Raw genomic sequence first — 20,207 nt, forward strand, 5'->3', positions numbered from 1 at the left:
AATGCTGATTGGTAAAAGAATTAATGACCGCTATAAAATCATGGATATGATTGGCGGCGGCGGTATGGCAAACGTTTATTTAGCACGTGATATGATACTAGACCGAGATGTAGCACTTAAAATCCTACGTTTAGATTTTGCAAATGAACAGGAATTTATTCATCGTTTTCAAAGAGAGGCACAATCTGCCACAAGTTTGGCACATCCAAACATAGTAAATATATATGATATTGGTGAGGAAGACGATATATATTATATAGTAATGGAATTTGTTGATGGTATGACTTTGAAGCAATACATACAGCAACATTACCCCATTTCTGTGGAAAAAGCACTAGACATAATGCAGCAGCTTACGTCTGCAATATCTCATGCACATCAACATCACATTATTCATCGTGATATTAAGCCGCAAAATATCTTAATTGATCACTCTGGGGTTGTGAAAATTACAGATTTTGGCATTGCGATGGCATTATCTGCTACTTCGATAACTCAAACTAATTCTGTTTTAGGTTCCGTACATTATTTATCTCCTGAACAAGCAAGAGGTGGTATGGCTACCCGTAAATCAGATATATATTCTCTTGGAATCGTAATGTTTGAATTGCTAACAGGAAGACTACCTTTTTCGGGGGAATCAGCAGTTTCTATTGCACTTAAACATTTGCAATCAGAAACACCTTCACCTAGAAGATGGAATTCAGCCATTCCTCAAAGTGTAGAAAATATTATTCTAAAAGCTACGGCAAAGGATCCGTTTCATCGTTATAAAAATGTCGAGGAAATGGAAGATGATATTAGAACTGCTTTATATCCAGATCGAGTAAATGAAGCTAAATTTTCTATCCCTGAAGATAATGATGCAACAAAAGTAATCCCTATTATTACAGATTTAAATTCTGTTCCTAATCGCAATGATGAAAAAACAAAGATTCATGGAAATGGTATTATCAATCAAGAAAATGATGATGAAGATGATGCAATTAATGATAAGAAAAAAGGAAAGAATAAAAAGCAAAAGAAGAAAAGAAGAAAATGGCCATGGATTATTAGTTCTGTTATTATTTTGCTGCTCTTATTTGCAGGATTAGTTTTTGCCTTTTTACCGGGAATACTAGGACCAAAAGAAATAGATGTACCAGATGTAACAGATAAACCAATTGATGATGCTATTGCCATTTTAAAGGACAAGGGCTTTGAGATTGGTCAAACAATAAAAACCCCTAATGAAGATATTGCTGAAGATCATATTATTAAAACAGATCCGAAATTTGGACAATCAGTTAAGGAAGGATCTACCATTAATCTTTTTGTGAGTACGGGTAAAGAAAAATACTCGCTTGTGGATTATAAAGGGCAGCAATATGATTCGGTATTCCAAATATTAAATGAACAAGGTTTTAAAAATATCATCAAGAATGAAGTATACGATGATAATACAGAAGGAACCATCATTGACCAAGACCCAACTCCTGGGTCAGAAGTAGTACCTGGAGATACAGTTATTACTTTTACGGTTAGCAAAGGTCAAGAAAAAATTACTTTAAAAGATTTAACCGATTATAACGAAAAAAGCTTAAAGGATTATGCAGATGAAACAGGTTTAAAAATAGATATGTCACAGCAGGATTATTCCGATTCCGCACCGGAAGGTACTGTAATAAGCCAGTCTCCTGATGCCGGAACAGAGTTGGTAAAAGGAGATAAAGTGAAAGTGGTTATTTCGAAAGGTCCAAAACCAATCCCGCCGAAAACTGTTGAAGTGGAGATCGACATTCCGTATGAACCTACAGAGGAAGGCAAGCCACAAACAGTGCAAATTTATATTGAAGACATGGACCATACAATGTTAGAACCTGCCGATACATTTGATATTACCGAAAACACGAAGAAAGTCTATGAAGTTAGAATTGAAAAAGGAAAACAAGCAGCTTACAGGGTTGTACGTGATGGTACGACCATAAAGACAGCTCCTGTTCTATATCCTGGAGATTAACCCATAGGTGCTGAAGATAAATGTAACTAGTTAAAGGAGTGATGCAATGCCGAGGGGAAAAATCATTAAGGCATTAAGCGGTTTTTATTATGTCCTTAACGAAGGAAATTTGATTCAATGTCGCGGAAGAGGGGTTTTTCGGAAAAATAAAATAACCCCTTTAGTTGGTGACTATGTAGAATATCAAGCGGAAAATGACCGTGAAGGATATATTATGGAAATATTTCCAAGAGAAAATGAACTAATACGTCCGCCAATATCTAATGTGGATCAAGCAATTTTATTGTTTTCCGCAAAAGAGCCGGATTTCAGTACAGCTTTATTAGACCGTTTTTTGGTGTTAGTGGAGGCGAGTGAAATCACGCCAATCATATGTATTTCCAAAATGGACCTTTTACAGGATAACGAAATGGAAGCAATTGAATCTTATGTAAACGAATATAGAACTATTGGATACGATGTGTTTCTTACATCTTCGAAAATGAATGAAGGTGTAAATCTAATCCTTGAAAAATTAAAAGGGAAAACAAGTGTTTTTGCCGGCCAATCAGGTGTTGGAAAATCCTCTCTTTTAAATGCCCTTAATCCAAATTTATCTATAAAAACGGATGATATATCCACTCATTTAGGACGAGGGAAACATACTACTAGGCATGTTGAATTAATAGAAATTGCAGATGGGGAAGGTCTAGTCGCTGATACTCCTGGATTCAGTTCTCTTGATTTTGACGAGCTTGAAGCTGAACATTTAGATAATTGTTTTCCAGAGATGGAATCACGTAAGTCTGAATGTAAGTTTCGCGGCTGTCTCCACCTTAATGAGCCTAAATGTGCAGTGAAGACTGCAGTAGAAGAGAAAGAAATACCGGAATATCGTTATCAGCATTATTTGCAGTTCTTACAAGAAATAAAAGATAGAAAGCCGAGGTATTAATAATGTTTAAAATTGCTCCATCTATTCTATCTGCTAACTTTTCTAAATTAGCTGAGGAAATTAAGGATGTTGAAATTGGTGGTGCAGATTATATTCATATTGATGTGATGGATGGACATTTTGTTCCGAATATTACGATGGGTCCAATCGTAGTAGAGGCTATTCGCCCGATTACTAATCTCCCACTAGATGTTCATTTAATGATTCAGAATCCCGATCAATATATCGAAGCGTTTGCAAAGGCTGGCGCAGATTATATTTCTGTCCATGTAGAAGCTTGCAAGCATCTTCACCGAACCATTCAACATATTAAATCTCTAGGAGTGAAAGCGGGTGTAGTTTTAAATCCAGCCACTCCAATTGAAATGATACAACATGTGATAAAAGATGTAGATATGGTGCTGCTAATGACGGTCAATCCGGGATTCGGTGGACAAAGTTTTATTTCATCAGTATTACCAAAAATAAAAATGGTAAAGGAATTAGCGAATCAACATGGGTTAAACTTAGAGATTGAGGTCGATGGTGGGATCAATCCTGAAACTGCTAAGCAATGTGTTGCTGCAGGAGCAAATGTACTAGTAGCTGGATCGGCTATATATAATCATGTAAATAGAGAAGAAGCCATAAATAATTTAAAAAATATAAATTAAAAAGTCAGCTTATTGCTGACTTTTTTTATAAAATTTAAGGTGGTAAACTGATGAATAAAATTATCCATATAGTTGCAGGCGGACCAGTTGAAAATATCCCTAATCTTTCTGAATTTCAACAATCAGAGTCCATTTGGGTCGGAGTTGATTACGGAGTATTTCATTTGATTAAGAATGGGATAATTCCTGACATAGCATTCGGTGATTTTGATTCTGTTTCGGAAAAGGAATGGGAAATCATAAAAGCAAATACTAAGAAAATTATGGAGTATATTCCTGAGAAGGATGAAACAGATTTAGAATTAGCATTAGAGTGGGCATTGCAGAGTCTTCCATCCAAAATTAATATATTTGGTGCAACAGGTGGAAGAGCAGATCATTATTTTGCGAATGTATTCATGTTAATTCGTGAAGAGTGCTTACATGCAAACTGTGAAATTGAAATAATTGACTGTCAAAATAGGGTCAGTGCCTATTTACCAGGATCATACATTGTTAAGAAAAGGAATGATTTAAAGTACATATCTTTTCTTCCTTTAACAACTGAAATAAAGGACATAACTTTATTAGGTTTTAAATATCCCCTCCTAAATAGAACTGTAAAACAAGGCACTACATTATGTATTAGTAATGAACTTCTTAAAGATTCCGGTACTTTTTCTTTTCGTTCGGGCATATTATTGATGGTAAGAAGTAAAGACAATTAATCGCCGAGCCCGATTTTTAATGGGTACCGTACTTATTCTTTTATTATTGAATATAATAGTACCGAAATCTTGAGAATGTTTAAATTCAATCCCTTGATACACGAATGATATTCTTTATCAAAGAAATTGGAAACATTAATCCTAGGGATCTAAGCGTTTTCTTAGAATCAGTGTTTGCTTTTAGATTGACGAGGAGGGAAATAAATGAAATTTTATACGATTAAACTGCCTAGATTTATTGGTGGCATTGTTCGTGCCATGTTAGGAACTTTTAAAAAAGGCTAGAAAACAGTTAAATAAAAAAGGAATTTATTAGCACCCATATTGGGTGCGTTTATTTTGTATAGGAGGATAGTAGTAAGTAAAGAGAAAAGAAAAACATCCATGAAGTCCATGGATGTTTTTACATTTTTTTATTAAACGCGCTCTACTTTTCCTGATCTTAATGCTCTAGCAGAAACCCAAACACGCTTAGGCTTACCATCAATAAGAATACGAACTTTTTGAAGATTTGCACCCCAAGTACGTTTATTAGCATTCATCGCATGTGAGCGAGAATTTCCAGAAGTAGTCTTACGTCCAGTGATTACACATTTTTTTGGCATATAATTCCCCTCCTTACTACTGAAGTAAACATATCATTTGTTTCATCACTTCAATATTCATCATAAAAGATACCTTAATAATTTATCATACAACCTATAATAATGCAATACGCAAGCAATATACTTTCAAGGAATTAATCTTGACAAAACGAAAAGCGGAGGCGACTGTCCATCGACGTACAAACTGTAGGGCTTCGACGCAAGATTTAGGAAACACGACGAGGGACGAGTCGATGTTGACTTATCGTAGGGAGGAGACCGGAAGTTTGCTAGTCGATAGGAGCCGGAGCTAGACAAAAAGAGATTCGACTTTAAAAAACAGCTATAGTATAGTAAAATGACGATAGCTTCTTATATTCCGCAATATTAACTAGGGGGAACGGATAATGTCCATTGAAATGAAAACGGCTTATGGTCAAATAGATATTTCAAATGATGTAATTGCAACAATTGCCGGAGGTGCGGCAGTGGATTGCTATGGTATCGTTGGGATGGCCTCTAAGAATCAAATCAAAGATGGCATTACAGACATTTTACGCAAGGATAATTTCTCACGTGGTGTCATTGTTCGCCAAGAAAACAATGAAGTACATATTGAAATGTATATAATAGTAAGCTATGGAACGAAAATTTCCGAAATAGCTCACAATGTACAATCAAAAGTTAAATATATATTAAATAAGACGGTAGGCTTATCAGTCGACTCAATTAATATTTTTGTTCAAGGAGTTCGGGTTTCAAACCCGTAATAAGGGAGGATACATTAGTGGCAATTACATCATTGGATGGAAAACGTTTTGCAGAAATGGTCATTAGCGGAGCCAATAACTTATCCGCAAATGCAATTAAAGTGGATGCATTGAACGTATTTCCCGTTCCTGACGGTGATACTGGAACGAATATGAATTTATCAATGACCTCTGGTGCAAAAGAAGTCCAAAAAAATGTACAAGACCATATAGGAATTGTTGCAGCTGCTCTTTCGAAAGGTTTATTAATGGGGGCACGTGGGAATTCTGGTGTAATACTTTCACAGCTATTTCGTGGTTTTGGAAAATATATTGAAACTAAGGACTCTATAACGAGTGTTGAATTTGCTTCAGCTCTCGAAGCAGGTGTTAATTCTGCATATAAAGCCGTCATGAAACCAGTAGAGGGGACTATTTTAACAGTAGCGAAAGATGCTGCAAAAAAAGCTTTACAAGTTGCAAAAAAGCAAAACGATATTGTAATAGTAATGGAAGAAACAGTACAAGAAGCAAAGGCGTCTTTAAATCGAACCCCAGATTTGCTTCCAGTCTTAAAGGAAGTTGGAGTGGTAGACAGCGGTGGTCAAGGACTTGTTTGTGTATATGACGGATTTCTTGCGGAATTAAAGGGGGAGTCCATTCATTCAACTACTACCGTAAATTCTTCCATGACAGAATTAGTAAGTGCAGAACACCATAAAAATGTGCAAGGTTTTATGAATACCGAAGATATTAAATATGGGTATTGTACGGAGATAATGGTAAAATTAGACGAAGAAAAACTTCGAAAACATCCATTTTCAGAGGAGGAATTTCGTAATGATTTAAATCATTATGGGGATTCTTTGTTAGTTATTTCCGATGATGAACTTGTGAAAGTTCATATTCATTCAGAAACTCCCGGTGATGTTTTAACTTATGGTCAGAAATACGGTAGCTTAATAAAAATAAAAATTGAAAATATGCGGGAACAACATAGTTCAATAGTTGAAAAGACACAAAATACTTTAAATACCACACAAGCTCTAACAGAAAAAAAAGAATTCGGTATTGTGACCGTTTCAATGGGTGAAGGAATAGCCCAAGTTTTTCAAAGCATTGGTGCCAATGCAGTTATTGAAGGTGGACAAACAATGAATCCAAGTACGGAGGATTTGTTAAAAGCTATCAAAGAAGCAAATGGAAAGAAAGTATTTATACTGCCTAATAACAAGAATATTATCATGGCTGCTGAACAAGCCGCTCAAGTTGCTGAGGAAGAAGTTGTCGTAATCCCGTCCAAAACGGTACCACAAGGAATGTCTGCGTTATTAGCGTTTAATCCATCTGCGGATATGGAAGACAATAAAAAATCGATGATAGATGCAATGCAGCATGTGAAGACCGGCCAAATTACGTATGCTGTTCGTGATACAACCATTGACGGTATATCTATAAATAAAAATGACTTCATGGGAATCGATGAAGGAAAAATTGTGGAAACCAATCAAGATTTATTTTTAACCGCAAAAGGATTATTACAACAAATGTTGGATGAAGATAGTGAAATTCTTACCGTTATGTACGGTGAAGATGTGGGCGAAGAACAGATTAACATACTTGTCGCATTTATAAATGAAAATTATGAAGATATAGAAGTAGAGGTTCATAATGGAAAACAACCAATTTATTCTTATATCTTTGCAGTAGAATAAGTGGTTAAATAGATATGTAGCCAGTATACCCTTTAGTGACAAGATGCATAAAATAAAGAAGAATAATTCTTCCTTATATATGAGGGGAGTAATGTTTAATGAAGTACAAAAGCGTATTTGATATAATTGGTCCTGTAATGATTGGACCTTCCAGTTCCCATACTGCTGGTGCGGCAAGAATCGGAAGAGTAGCACGGAATCTTTTTGGAAAAGAGCCAAAATGGGTAAAAATATATTTGTATGGTTCATTTGCTAAAACATATAAAGGTCATGGTACAGATGTTGCGATCATTGGAGGTCTCTTAGATTTCGATACTTTTGATGAGCGAATAATCTCTGCTATTGATATTGCAAAAGAAAAAAATATGGCGATTGAATTTATCGAATCAGATGCGGTCCCTGAACATCCTAATACAGCGAAAGTTCAAATTGGTGATGATTCCAATGAATTAGAGCTTGTCGGAATTTCGATTGGTGGCGGGAAGATTGAGATTACTGAATTAAATGGATTTCCACTAAAATTATCAGGTCATCATCCAGCAATTTTGGTTGTCCACAATGACCGATATGGTGCAATTGCTTCAGTTGCCAACATCATTTCTAAATATGAAATCAATATTGGTTATATGGACGTTTCTCGAAAAGAGAAGGGGAAAATGGCATTAATGACCATTGAAGTAGATCAAAATATTAGTCAAGAATTAATTGATGAAATTCAAGCATTGCCAATTGTTACTCAAGTTGCAAGAATTGTAGAATAGGCTGCTAATTTCATATAAGTATATTTATGGTAGCGTTTGCAAAGGCTCTTTTCTTAAACTTTGTTGTTTTTGTATACGAAATTCAAAGTAATAACCTTACTTGGATTAAAAATAATTAAACGCGGAAAGAAAAGATGCCCCGAAACCAAGCTTACTAAGGATTTATAGCCAATGGCGAAAGGCAATAATTATTGCGGAAGCAGCCTTATATAATGAATAAAAAGGGGGTTCTCCCATGTTTCGAAATGTTGCAGAATTAATTGAGTTAGCCGAATCCCAAAATAAAAAAATTTCCGAAATTATGATTGAACAAGAAATGGAAATTACGGGAAGAACACGTGAAGAAATATTTAATCAAATGGAAAAAAGTTTGCAAGTAATGGAAGAAGCAATTGAACGCGGAATTCGCGGAGTTACTTCACATTCCGGTTTAACAGGCGGGGATGCTGTCTTGCTTCAAAAATATATTGAAAAAGGTAATTTCTTATCTGGTGAGACTATTCTTGACGCTGTTAGTAAAGCGGTTGCAACCAATGAAGTAAATGCTGCAATGGGGACTATTTGTGCTACTCCTACTGCCGGATCGGCAGGGGTTGTACCTGGGACTTTATTTGCAGTAAAAAACAAGCTTAATCCGACCAGAGAGCAAATGGTTCACTTCTTATTTACATCCGGTGCATTTGGTTTTGTCGTAGCGAACAATGCCTTTATATCTGGTGCTGCAGGAGGGTGTCAAGCAGAGGTCGGTTCTGCGGCTGGAATGGCTGCAGCTGCTATAGTGGAAATGGCTGGCGGTACACCTTTCCAATGTGCCCATGCTATGGCAATAACTTTAAAGAATATGTTAGGTCTAGTTTGTGATCCGGTTGCTGGGCTAGTTGAAGTACCATGTATTAAACGAAATGCAATGGGAGCTGCGAATGCAATGGTTGCAGCAGATATGGCATTAGCGGGTGTGACTAGCAGAATTCCTTGTGATGAAGTAATTGATGCTATGTTTAAAATTGGGCAAAGAATGCCTACAGCGTTTAAGGAAACGGCTGAAGGAGGATTAGCGGATACACCAACAGGTCGAAAATTAGAAGCAAAAATCTTTGGGATGCCGCTGCAGTATGATGAATAAATCATTACAAGACTCTGTTTCTGTAATAAAAGGTGTAGGTGAAGAAGCTGAAAGTAACTTAGCAGTTATGGGGATATTTACTGTTAAGGACTTACTTGAGCATTTCCCATATCGCTATGAAGACTATCGTTTGCGCGAATTACAAGAGGTAAAACACGAAGAAAAAATAACGGTAGAAGGGAAGGTTCATAGTGAGCCTTCTCTTGTCTTTTATAATCGAAAGCGTTCAAGATTAACAGTCCATTTATTAGTAGAAAGATATTTAATTAAAGTTATCTTTTTTAATCAAGCATACTTAAAAAAGAAAATAATTATCCAGGATACAATTACCGTCACAGGGAAATGGGATCAACATCGGCAAACAATAACAGCCGGGGAAATGAAAAATGGTCCATATCAAATGACAACTGAATTTGAGCCTGTATATGCTGTCAGGGGTAATCTTTCTGTAAAACAATTGCGAAAGTTTATCAAAATTGCTTATCAATCATATAGCAATGAAATAGAAGAAAATATTCCGGAATTTCTCAGACAAAAATATAAACTTCTTGATAGGAAGGAAACCATTTTTTCGTTACATTTCCCTAAATCGCAAGCAGAAATGAAGCAAGCACGGAGAAGGATGGTATATGAAGAATTTTTGTTTTTTCAACTAAAAATGCAGGCTTTACGCAAGTTTGAAAGAGAAAATTCCGGTGGGGATTCTCAACATTATGATTTATCAAAGGTAAAAGGTTTTATTTCATCTTTACCGTTTAAATTAACAAATGCCCAAAAACGTGTCGTAAATGAAATTTGTACAGACTTAAAATCCTCTATCAGGATGAATCGCTTACTACAAGGGGACGTAGGCTCTGGAAAGACGGCTGTCGCAGCTATCGTACTTTATGCCACTGTCACTGCTGGTTACCAAGGCGCATTAATGGTGCCAACCGAAATTTTAGCCGAACAGCATGCAGATTCATTATTTCAACTATTAGAGCCAATGGGTGTAAAATTAGCTTTGCTAACTAGCTCTGTAAAAGGAAAGAAAAGAAAAGTAATCCTCGAACGATTAAATAATGGGGAAATTGATATCCTAATAGGAACACATGCATTAATCCAACACGATGTTTCCTTTCAAAAACTAGGTCTTGTAATTACCGATGAACAACATCGTTTTGGAGTTGAGCAACGAAGAATTTTAAGGGAAAAAGGGGAAACTCCTGATGTTCTCTTTATGACAGCTACTCCAATACCGCGAACTTTAGCGATCACGGCATTTGGTGAAATGGATGTTTCAACCATCGACGAAATGCCCGCGGGTAGGAAAACAATTGAAACTTATTGGGTGAAGCATGAAGTTTTAGAACGAGTGTTAGGATTTGTTGAAAAAGAATTATCACAAGGCAGACAAGCTTATATTATTTGTCCTTTAATTGAAGAATCCGAAAAGTTAGATGTTCAAAATGCAATTGACGTATATGATATGCTTTCCAATTACTATAGAAATCGCTACCAAGTTGGTCTTATGCACGGGAGACTTCCTGCTCAGGAAAAAGATGAAGTAATGAATTTATTTAGTAAAAATGAGGTGCAAATTCTTGTTTCCACAACTGTAGTGGAGGTTGGAGTAAATGTTCCCAATGCTACCATAATGGTCATATATGATGCAGAGAGATTTGGGTTATCCCAGCTTCATCAGCTTCGCGGACGTGTTGGGAGAGGAAACGAACAATCATATTGCATTTTATTAGCAGATCCAAAATCAGATGTTGGCAAAGAAAGAATGAAAATCATGACCGAAACAAATGATGGTTTTGTATTAAGTGAAAAAGATCTTGAGCTAAGAGGACCTGGTGATTTTTTTGGGAAAAAGCAAAGCGGTTTGCCAGAGTTTAAAGTAGCTGATATGGTTCATGATTATCGAACATTAGAAACGGCTAGAAAAGATGCGATGGAATTAATTCATTTTAACGATTTTTGGACAAATCCAGAATATAAAGGCTTAAGAAGCTTTTTAGAACACTCGGGAATAATGGATGGCGAAAAACTAGATTAATAGGGAGAGAGGGGATGAGGTGAATCTTGCATTCTTCTCTTCCTTTTTATATACTACTATTAGTACCAAGTCCTAATATCGTGTGGTGTTAAAAATGAGAATGGCAAAAAAAGAACGGCAAAAGCAATTACAAATAACTATTAAGGAAAATCCCTTTATTACAGATGAAGAGTTGTCGGAAAAATTTAACGTAAGTGTGCAAACTATTCGACTAGATCGCTTGGAATTATCGATTCCTGAGCTTCGGGAAAGAATAAAAAATGTTGCGGAGAAACAATTTGGTGATGAAGTTAAAGCTCTTCCAATCGACGAGGTAATTGGAGAAATCATCGATATTGAACTGGATAAGAGTGCAATTTCTATTTTTGACGTTCGAAAAGAACATGTTTTTAAACGAAATTCCATCGCCCGTGGCCACCATCTTTTTGCCCAGGCTAATTCTTTAGCGGTTGCAGTAATAAATGATGAATTAGCCTTAACAAGTAAAGCAAATATTTATTTTACCCATTCTGTAAAAGAAGGGGAGAGGGTCATTGCAAAGGCAAAAGTGCTAGAACCAAAGGGGAACGATCGGTCTATCGTTGAAGTGAAAAGCTATGTGGGAAATAGACTAGTGTTTACAGGTGATTTTGAAATGTATCGAAACAGTAAATATGATGATTCGCATGTGAAATCGAACTAAAAAGGATGAATATACAATGAAAATTGCAATAGACGCTATGGGTGGAGACCACGCTCCAAAAGAGATTATTTTGGGCGTTAATAAAGCAATCCAAGAATTTAAAGATGTTGAAATCCTTTTATACGGGGATGAATCTCAAATAAATCAATACTTACAATCAAATGAGAGAGTACAAATTATACATACTGAGGAAGTAATATCAGGTACAGATGAACCAGTTAAAGCAGTAAGAAGAAAAAAGAATGCGTCTATGGTATTAATGGCACAAGCTGTTGCAAATGGTGAGGCAGATGCTTGTATTTCAGCTGGGAATACCGGTGCATTAATGGCTTCCGGGCTTTTTATTGTGGGAAGAATCGAAGGGATTGAACGCCCTGCGCTTGCTCCAACCTTGCCTACTATTGATGGGAAAGGTTTTGTTATGCTAGACCTTGGAGCAAATGCTGAAGCGAAACCAGAACATCTTGTTCAGTATGCTATTATGGGTTCTATTTATGCAAATAAGGTACGGGGAATAAATAATCCGAGAGTTGGCCTTCTTAATATTGGAACGGAAGAAAAGAAGGGGAATGAGCTAACAAAAACAGCTTTTGAATTATTAAAGGAAGTTGACATAAATTTTGTTGGAAACATTGAATCTCGTGATTTGCTAAATGGTCCTGCAGATGTTGTGGTAACAGATGGGTTTACAGGCAATATGGTTTTGAAATCCATTGAAGGTACTGCCTCTTCCGTCTTCTCGTTATTAAAGCAGACACTAACAAGCAGTTTCAAAAGCAAAATTGCAGCCCTTTTGGTAAAATCAGATTTGCTTGAGCTAAAAAATATGATGGATTATTCGGAGTATGGAGGAGCTGGGTTATTCGGAATTAAAGCCCCTGTCATTAAAGCACATGGGTCATCTAATGCAAATGCTTTATATAATGCAGTTCGCCAAGCTCGTGAAATGGTTCTTCATGATGTTTCAAAAACGATAAAAGATGCTATTAATTAAGGTTCTTTTCTTAAACTTTGTTGCTTTTATATATGAAATTTAGCTAACAAAGTTAATAGCTTTGAAAATGAATAGTTTTGTAAGAAAAGATGCCTCGAAACCAAGCCCGCTTAGGCTTTAAATCAAATTACTACACGTAAAAATTTATGCGAAAACCGACTTTATTAAGAACTTTTTAAGGAGTGTTGAACAATGAAAAAGATAGCTTATGTATTTCCAGGACAAGGATCCCAATCAGTAGGGATGGGACAATCTGTTGCAGAGGCAGATGCTAACGCAAAAACAATATTTGAAAAAGCTGACAGTCGTTTAGGATATTCTCTTTCCGATATTATTTTTAACGGCCCAATTGAAACTCTCACTTTAACTTCAAATGCACAACCAGCGTTGTTAACAACTAGCATTGCTATCATGCAATGTTTGCAAACTTCTGGTATTAAGCCAGACTATACTGCTGGACATAGTTTAGGAGAATATACAGCATTAGTAGCAGCTGGAGCTATTTCTTTTGAAGATGCCGTTTATGCTGTACATAAGCGTGGAGAGTATATGGAAGAAGCAGTTCCGAATGGGGAAGGAACAATGGCTGCTGTATTAGGCTTAGATCGACAAATATTAAAAGAAGTGACTGAGGAAGTTACGGAAAAAGGAAACTCTGTACAGCTAGCAAATCTTAATTGCCCTGGACAAATCGTTATTTCTGGTACTGTCAAAGGTGTTGAGGAAGCATCCGCATTGGCGAAGGAAAAAGGAGCAAAGCGTGCACTTCCATTGCAAGTAAGTGGTCCTTTTCATTCTCAATTAATGAAGCCTGCTGCTGAAAAATTTAAACAAGTGCTACAGGAGATAAATGTTGAAGATGCACAAATACCTGTCATTGCTAATGTTACAGCAGAACCAATGACAAATTCGGAAGAAATCAAAGTGAAACTTATAGAGCAATTATACTCTCCTGTTCAATGGGAAGATTCAGTACGAAAAATGATAGAACTTGGTGTAGATACATTTGTTGAAATAGGTCAAGGAAAAGTGTTATCAGGACTAATTAAAAAGATTAACAAAGATGTAAAGGTATACTCCATTCAAGATATGGAAAGTTGTGCCCAAGTAGTAGAAGAATTGAAAGCTTAACAAAAGGAGGAGAATATGAATGAAATTAGAAGGTAAAGTAGCATTAGTTACAGGTGCTTCACGTGGTATCGGACGAGAGATTGCTTTAGAATTTGCAAAAGAAGGTGCAGATGTTGTTGTCAATTATGCCGGTAGTGAAGCTAAGGCAAAGGAAGTTGCAGAAGAAATTCAAGCAATGGGTCGCAAGTCTCTCGTTTATCAATGTAATGTAGCAAATAGTGAAGAAGTTCAAAATATGGTGAAGGATACGATCCAACATTTTGGGAAATTGGATATACTCGTGAATAATGCGGGGATAACAAGAGATAATTTGCTAATGAGGATGAAAGATGATGAGTGGGATGATGTTATCAATACGAATTTGAAAAGTGTATTTTTAACAACAAAGGCTGTTACACGTCAAATGATGAAACAGCGCTCTGGAAAAATCGTTAATGTTGCTTCTATTGTTGCTATTAGCGGTAATCCGGGTCAAGCTAATTATGTTGCCGCTAAATCTGGAGTTATTGGCCTAACAAAGACTACTGCTAAAGAACTTGCATCAAGGGGAATTACCGCAAATGCAATTGCACCAGGCTTTATTACAACTGATATGACAGAAAAGCTTCCAGAGGATGTGAAGGCTGAAATGCTAAAACAAATTCCTTTAGCGCGTTTAGGACAACCGCAGGAAGTTGCAAAAGTAGCAGTTTTTCTAGCTTCAGAAGATTCGAATTATGTAACTGGTCAAACGATCCATGTAGACGGCGGAATGGTAATGTAGCTTAACAGCCATTTAAAGAAAAATTGTTCCAAATGGAAGTTTCACTTTATTATTAGGACAAAATCCACTATAATGTCTTGAGGGGAGGTGAACCAAATGTCAGATGTTTTAGAACGTGTAACAAAAATTATTATTGATCGTCTTGGTGTGGAAGAATCTCAAGTTAAACTAGAAGCTTCTTTCAAGGATGATCTTGGAGCAGATTCCCTAGATGTTGTGGAACTTGTAATGGAACTTGAGGATGAATTTGATATGGAAATTTCTGACGATGATGCTGAGAAAATTGCAACAGTTGGAGACGCTGTTAATTACATACAAAGTCAGCAATAATCGTTCACATGACTACAGTGTCCCGTTTATTATAAACGGGGCTTTTCTATTAGAAAAACGGAAACGACTTGATCATTGACTTACGGACAATTGAAATTAAAGTGCAAATTTCACCTATTGAAATTAAAGTGCCAATTTCACATGATGAGGGCTTAGGCTGAGATAAAGGAAACTTGGTAAGCCTAAAGGTGAGAAGCTGTTTACTTATCGTAGGGAGGACACGGAAGTCCACTTGTGGATAGCAGTTGTAGCTAGACAATTAAAGGACAAACACATTATGTACCGCGAGATCAAATAGCGCTTCTAAACAAACCGAAAAGTTTAGAGGCGGCATTTGCTTATCGGGATACGACAGCTGCTCGTAAAGTGTTATTTTCGATGTGTAACAATTACTATAATGTAATATTTGGAGACAAAGTATTTTGAAAATCTTGAGCACTTTTTGCACTTCCCTAAATTTTTTAATAAAATTTAAATGTAGTTTTGATAATTGACTTTTATATCAAGGTGGAGAATATATGCGTAAGACAAATAGAGAAAAAGAAAAAATTGATTTTTTAATAACAACTGAAAAATTCAAGCAGCTCCAAGAAAAAATTAAAATCCAATTTTCTAATACTAAGTTATTAATGCAAGCCTTTACTCATTCATCATATGTGAATGAGCACCGTAAAAAAACACATCAGGATAATGAGAGATTAGAATTTCTAGGTGATGCTGTTTTAGAATTAACCGTTTCACAGTACCTTTTTAACCACTTTCCAACAATGAGCGAAGGAAAGTTAACGAAGCTTCGTGCAGCCATTGTTTGTGAACCTGCCCTTGTAACTTTCGCCAATGACTTAAATTTTGGTGAATATATTCTGCTCGGTAAAGGCGAGGAAATGACAGGCGGTCGTAGCAGGCCAGCCCTTTTGGCAGATGTGTTTGAAGCTTTTATCGGCGCATTATTCCTTGATCAAGGACTTGAAACAGTGATTCAGTTTTTGGAAAAAATTATTTTTCCGAAAGTAAATGAAGGTGCTTTTTCTCATGTGATGGATTTTAAAAGTCAATTACAAGAAATTGTACAAAAAGATTCTTCAGGCTTGTTAGAGTATACCGTATTAGATGAGAGAGGTCCTGCACATAATAGAGAATTTGTTTCAAGAGTTTCCTTAAATAATCTTGAACTCGGAATTGGAACTGGCAGATCAAAAAAAGAAGCAGAACAACATGCTGCTCAAATTGCTCTTAGCACACTAAATAAAATTTAAGCTGAACAAATTTTGTCATGTAATAAAAAGATAATAGCAAACTTAAGGAGGGAAAACATTGTTCCTCAAACGTTTAGATATAATTGGTTTTAAATCGTTTGCTGAAAGAATTTCTGTTGATTTTGTAACAGGTGTGACAGCAGTCGTTGGACCGAATGGTAGTGGTAAAAGTAATATAATTGATGCCATTAGATGGGTATTAGGAGAACAGTCAGCAAAATCTCTTCGTGGAGGAAAGATGGAAGATGTCATCTTTGCAGGCAGTGATACTAGAAAATCGCTAAATTTCGCGGAGGTTTCCCTTACTTTAGATAACGAGGATCATCAACTACCACTAGAATACAATGAGGTTAGTGTTACGAGAAGAGTTTATCGAACTGGAGACAGTGAGTTTTATATTAATAAACAAAACTGTCGTTTAAAGGATATCATTGATTTATTTATGGATTCTGGATTGGGACGTGAGGCTTTTTCCATCATTAGTCAGGGGAAGGTAGAAGAAATCCTGAATAGTAAACCGGAAGAACGCCGTACGATTTTTGAAGAAGCTGCAGGTGTTTTAAAATATAAAAATCGTAAAAAAAAGGCTGAATCCAAACTTAACGAAACCCAGGAAAATTTAAACAGAGTAAACGATATTCTTCATGAACTCGAGAATCAAGTTGAACCATTAAAAATTCAAGCATCATTAGCGAGAGATTATCTGGATAAAAAAGAAGAGCTTAAAAATGTAGAGGTAGCCCTTACGGTTAAAGAAATAGAATCCCTTCATGAAAATTGGGATACATTAAACAAACAACAGGAGAAATATCAAGATCAAGAGATGGCGATGTCTACTAAACTTCAAAAGGAAGAAGCCAATCTGATGGAAATGCGTGACCATCTTTCTGCACTTGATGAATCTATAAGTGATCTCCAAAATGTTTTAGTAACAGCTACAGAAGAACTTGAAAAATTAGAAGGGCGTAAGGAAGTTTTAAAAGAAAGAAAGAAGAATGCTACTCATAATAAAGATCAATTGCAAAAAAATATTTTAGAAACAACTGACAAAATAAAAAAATTAGAAGAACAAACCACTCTTCTAAAAAAAGAATATGATAAAAATGTTCAAGAAGCTGCACAAATTAAACGTAATTTGAAAGAAAAAAATGATCAATTAAACACATTCAATATTAATATTGAGGAAACGATTGAGTCATTAAAAGGGGATTACATTGAATTATTAAATGAACAAGCTTCAGGGAAAAACGAACTGTCATTATTAGGACAACAATTAAAGATTCAATCAACTAAAAAAAGTAAATTAGACGAAGATAATCAAAAATATATACAACAACGCAAATTAATTCAAGAAGAAAAGCAGGATGTAGAAAAGCGACTGAATGATGTAGTTGTACAATTAGAAGAGCATGTACATAAATATCGGGAAAAACAAAAGACAGTGGAAGAGCTTAAAAATCAATATCAAAAACAAGAAACAACTCTTTATCAAGCGTATCAATTTTTACAAAAAGCAAAATCAAGAAAAGAAACATTAGAGGAAATGGAAGAGGATTATACTGGCTTTTTCCAAGGTGTTCGCGAGGTGCTTAAGGCAAAGAATTCTAAGCTTGAAGGTATTGAAGGAGCGGTTGCGGAATTAATACAGGTTCCAAAAGAATTTGAGTCTGCAATTGACACTGCACTTGGTGGTGCAATGCAGAACATCGTTGTATTAACTGAAGAAAATGGGCGGGGGGCGATTCAGTATTTAAAGAATAATCGCTTTGGTCGTGCGACTTTCTTACCGCTTAATATCATTAAAGGTAAATCAGTTCCATCTCCACAAGTTGAGATCATTAGCAAACATACAGATTTTGTAGGGATTGCTTCAGAATTAATCTCTACAGATGAAAAATACCAATCTATTGTATCGAACCTTCTGGGGAATGTCGTTATAACAAAGACTCTACATGGTGCTAATCAAATCGCAAAGCTTCTCCAATATCGATACCGGCTTGTTACTCTAGATGGAGATGTAGTAAATCCAGGTGGGTCAATGACCGGAGGAACGACGAAGCAAACAAATAATTCCTTAATAAGTAGAAAAGGAGAACTAGAGGAATTAAAAAAGAAGCTTCATTCGATGGAGGAAAAAACTTCTCAGCTTGAGCAAATTGTCAAAACTATTAAGCATGATGTTTCAGTAGAAGAAAACTCGCTAGAAGAAATAAGAAAGCATGGAGAACAGCTTCGGTTTACTGAGCAAGAATGGAAGTCAGAACTAAGGCAAATAGAATTAGCGGAAAAAAATATGAATGAACGATTGATGATTTATGATATGGAAAAATCTGAGTCGTTAATGACAACGGAGTCTGTTGAGGCGCGAATATTAGAGTTAGAAGAACACCTGCAGAAAGTTTCCGAAAATATTGCTGGGTTAGAAAAAGAAATAGAAGAGTTAACACTTAAGAAGAATAACGATATCTCATCGAAGGATGAATTATTAAGTGAAATTAGTGATCTAAAAGCAAACCTTGCTGTAAAAAATGAGCAGCTTGTAATGAGTAGAGAGAATCTTGAACGCATACAAACAGAATACGTTGAAATTGTAAAGAAAAATACTTCATATACAGATGAATTAAATTGGATAGAAAACGAAATGTCCAATAACAATTTCGGTGAAGAAGAACTATCGATTGCGGCTGAAATGAAAAGGATGGACAAGCTTGAAACAACAAAGTTCATCTCTATAAGAAGAGAAGAACGAGTGCAAATGCAAACGAAGTTAGAGGATTTGGAACTTAATTTGAAAGAATTAAAGCGTCAGCATAAAGGGCTTATAGAGGTTTTAAAAGACGTAGAAGTAAAAATTAATCGCCTCGATGTTGACTTGGAAAATCGCCTTGCACGCCTTCGAGAAGAGTATTTATTAAGCTTTGAAGCTGCCAAACAGGATTTCTCACTAGATTTATCTTTGGAGGATGCTAGGAAAAAGGTAAAACTAATAAAGCTTGCTATAGATGAGCTTGGTACTGTTAATATTGGTGCTATTGAAGAATATGACCGAGTATCGGAAAGATATAACTTTCTGATGGAGCAGCAAGCAGATTTACTAGAGGCAAAAGAAACGCTTTTCCAAGTGATAGATGAAATGGACGAAGAGATGAAGCGTAGGTTTGAAGAAACGTTCGCAGCTATCCGTATTCATTTTGAACCAACTTTTCAAGCTCTTTTTGGAGGAGGACGTGCTGAGCTAAAACTCACTGAACCGAATGATTTATTAAATACAGGTGTGGATATTGTGGCACAGCCACCTGGTAAAAAACTGCAAAACTTAGGATTATTATCTGGAGGAGAGCGGGCACTTACTGCGATTGCGCTTTTATTTTCAATATTAAAAGTTCGCCCTGTACCATTTTGTATTCTTGATGAGGTTGAGGCTGCGCTAGATGAAGCAAATGTATTTCGCTTTAGTAAATATTTAAAACAATTTAGCCAGGAAACTCAGTTTATCGTGATTACACATCGGAAAGGGACAATGGAGGAAGCGGATGTTCTTTATGGAATTACCATGCAAGAATCTGGTGTCTCGAAGCTTGTATCAGTTAGGTTAGAAGATACGAATGAACTTGAGAGTCCAGTTGTTCCTGTATAATTAAGACCCTCCAAATGATACTGCTCTTTCAATTTTTTATTAACTAGTGATTGGAAGTTAGGTAAGGTTAAGATTTATATGATTATTCGTTATTAATTTGCTAAAATATACTATATTTTATAAAGTAATTTCTCACATAATGAGGGAG

18 protein-coding genes are annotated in these 20,207 nt (G+C 35.9%); 17 read left to right on the forward strand and 1 reads right to left on the reverse strand.

Annotation, left to right across the window (positions count from 1 at the left end; translation table 11 throughout):
- The first annotated feature begins 1 nt into the window (after position 1).
- From pknB to spoVM, 5 genes are all read left to right on the forward strand, one after another.
- Positions 2-1,999, forward strand: a complete 1,998-nt coding sequence (gene pknB, locus AC3WJF_RS00610; protein ID WP_492449108.1) for a Stk1 family PASTA domain-containing Ser/Thr kinase — start codon at positions 2-4, stop codon at positions 1,997-1,999.
- 46 nt (positions 2,000-2,045) lie between these two features.
- Positions 2,046-2,933 (forward strand): ribosome small subunit-dependent GTPase A, encoded by an 888-nt coding sequence (gene rsgA / locus AC3WJF_RS00615; RefSeq protein ID WP_492449109.1) that lies wholly within the window; start codon positions 2,046-2,048, stop codon positions 2,931-2,933.
- A gap of 2 nt (positions 2,934-2,935) precedes the next feature.
- Entirely contained in the window at positions 2,936-3,586 is a 651-nt protein-coding gene (gene rpe / locus AC3WJF_RS00620; RefSeq protein WP_492449110.1) for a ribulose-phosphate 3-epimerase, read from the forward strand.
- 50 nt (positions 3,587-3,636) lie between these two features.
- Positions 3,637-4,293 (forward strand): thiamine diphosphokinase, encoded by a 657-nt coding sequence (locus AC3WJF_RS00625; protein ID WP_492449111.1) that lies wholly within the window; start codon positions 3,637-3,639, stop codon positions 4,291-4,293.
- A gap of 204 nt (positions 4,294-4,497) precedes the next feature.
- A complete protein-coding gene (gene spoVM, locus AC3WJF_RS00630; RefSeq protein WP_055740456.1) occupies positions 4,498-4,578 on the forward strand; it encodes a stage V sporulation protein SpoVM in 81 nt (26 codons plus the stop codon).
- Positions 4,579-4,709: 131 nt separating this feature from the next.
- Here spoVM and rpmB read toward each other — a convergent pair whose 3' ends face one another.
- Positions 4,710-4,898 (reverse strand): 50S ribosomal protein L28, encoded by a 189-nt coding sequence (gene rpmB / locus AC3WJF_RS00635; protein WP_492449113.1) that lies wholly within the window; start codon positions 4,896-4,898, stop codon positions 4,710-4,712.
- A 386-nt stretch (positions 4,899-5,284) separates the two neighbouring features.
- Here rpmB and AC3WJF_RS00640 point away from each other — a divergent pair, with 386 nt between their 5' ends.
- From AC3WJF_RS00640 to smc, 12 genes are all read left to right on the forward strand, one after another.
- The gene (locus tag AC3WJF_RS00640) at positions 5,285-5,647 is read left to right on the forward strand and encodes an Asp23/Gls24 family envelope stress response protein (protein WP_492449114.1); all 363 of its coding nucleotides are present in this window, start codon (positions 5,285-5,287) and stop codon (positions 5,645-5,647) included.
- A 17-nt stretch (positions 5,648-5,664) separates the two neighbouring features.
- A complete protein-coding gene (locus AC3WJF_RS00645) occupies positions 5,665-7,341 on the forward strand; it encodes a DAK2 domain-containing protein (protein WP_492449116.1) in 1,677 nt (558 codons plus the stop codon).
- A 98-nt stretch (positions 7,342-7,439) separates the two neighbouring features.
- Positions 7,440-8,102: an L-serine ammonia-lyase, iron-sulfur-dependent subunit beta gene (sdaAB, locus tag AC3WJF_RS00650; protein ID WP_492449117.1), complete on the forward strand. Its 663-nt coding sequence runs from the start codon at positions 7,440-7,442 to the stop codon at positions 8,100-8,102.
- 235 nt (positions 8,103-8,337) lie between these two features.
- Positions 8,338-9,225 (forward strand): L-serine ammonia-lyase, iron-sulfur-dependent, subunit alpha, encoded by an 888-nt coding sequence (gene sdaAA, locus AC3WJF_RS00655; RefSeq protein ID WP_492449118.1) that lies wholly within the window; start codon positions 8,338-8,340, stop codon positions 9,223-9,225.
- Positions 9,218-11,266 (forward strand): ATP-dependent DNA helicase RecG, encoded by a 2,049-nt coding sequence (gene recG, locus AC3WJF_RS00660; protein WP_492449288.1) that lies wholly within the window; start codon positions 9,218-9,220, stop codon positions 11,264-11,266. Before sdaAA ends, recG begins: the two co-directional genes overlap by 8 nt.
- Before the next feature lie 94 nt (positions 11,267-11,360).
- Positions 11,361-11,948, forward strand: a complete 588-nt coding sequence (fapR, locus tag AC3WJF_RS00665; protein ID WP_492449120.1) for a transcription factor FapR — start codon at positions 11,361-11,363, stop codon at positions 11,946-11,948.
- A 16-nt stretch (positions 11,949-11,964) separates the two neighbouring features.
- Positions 11,965-12,942, forward strand: coding sequence for a phosphate acyltransferase PlsX (gene plsX, locus AC3WJF_RS00670; RefSeq protein ID WP_492449121.1), 978 nt, complete (start codon positions 11,965-11,967; stop codon positions 12,940-12,942).
- A gap of 192 nt (positions 12,943-13,134) precedes the next feature.
- Positions 13,135-14,073: an ACP S-malonyltransferase gene (gene fabD / locus AC3WJF_RS00675; protein WP_492449123.1), complete on the forward strand. Its 939-nt coding sequence runs from the start codon at positions 13,135-13,137 to the stop codon at positions 14,071-14,073.
- A 19-nt stretch (positions 14,074-14,092) separates the two neighbouring features.
- Entirely contained in the window at positions 14,093-14,836 is a 744-nt protein-coding gene (gene fabG, locus AC3WJF_RS00680) for a 3-oxoacyl-[acyl-carrier-protein] reductase (RefSeq protein ID WP_492449124.1), read from the forward strand.
- A gap of 96 nt (positions 14,837-14,932) precedes the next feature.
- The gene (locus AC3WJF_RS00685; protein WP_492449126.1) at positions 14,933-15,166 is read left to right on the forward strand and encodes an acyl carrier protein; all 234 of its coding nucleotides are present in this window, start codon (positions 14,933-14,935) and stop codon (positions 15,164-15,166) included.
- 518 nt (positions 15,167-15,684) lie between these two features.
- Positions 15,685-16,422, forward strand: coding sequence for a ribonuclease III (rnc, locus tag AC3WJF_RS00690; protein ID WP_492449127.1), 738 nt, complete (start codon positions 15,685-15,687; stop codon positions 16,420-16,422).
- Between the two features lie 58 nt (positions 16,423-16,480).
- Positions 16,481-20,059, forward strand: coding sequence for a chromosome segregation protein SMC (gene smc, locus AC3WJF_RS00695; RefSeq protein WP_492449128.1), 3,579 nt, complete (start codon positions 16,481-16,483; stop codon positions 20,057-20,059).
- Positions 20,060-20,207 lie beyond the last annotated feature (148 nt).

It is taken from the genome of Heyndrickxia sp. FW510-T9 (genome assembly GCF_058781025.1).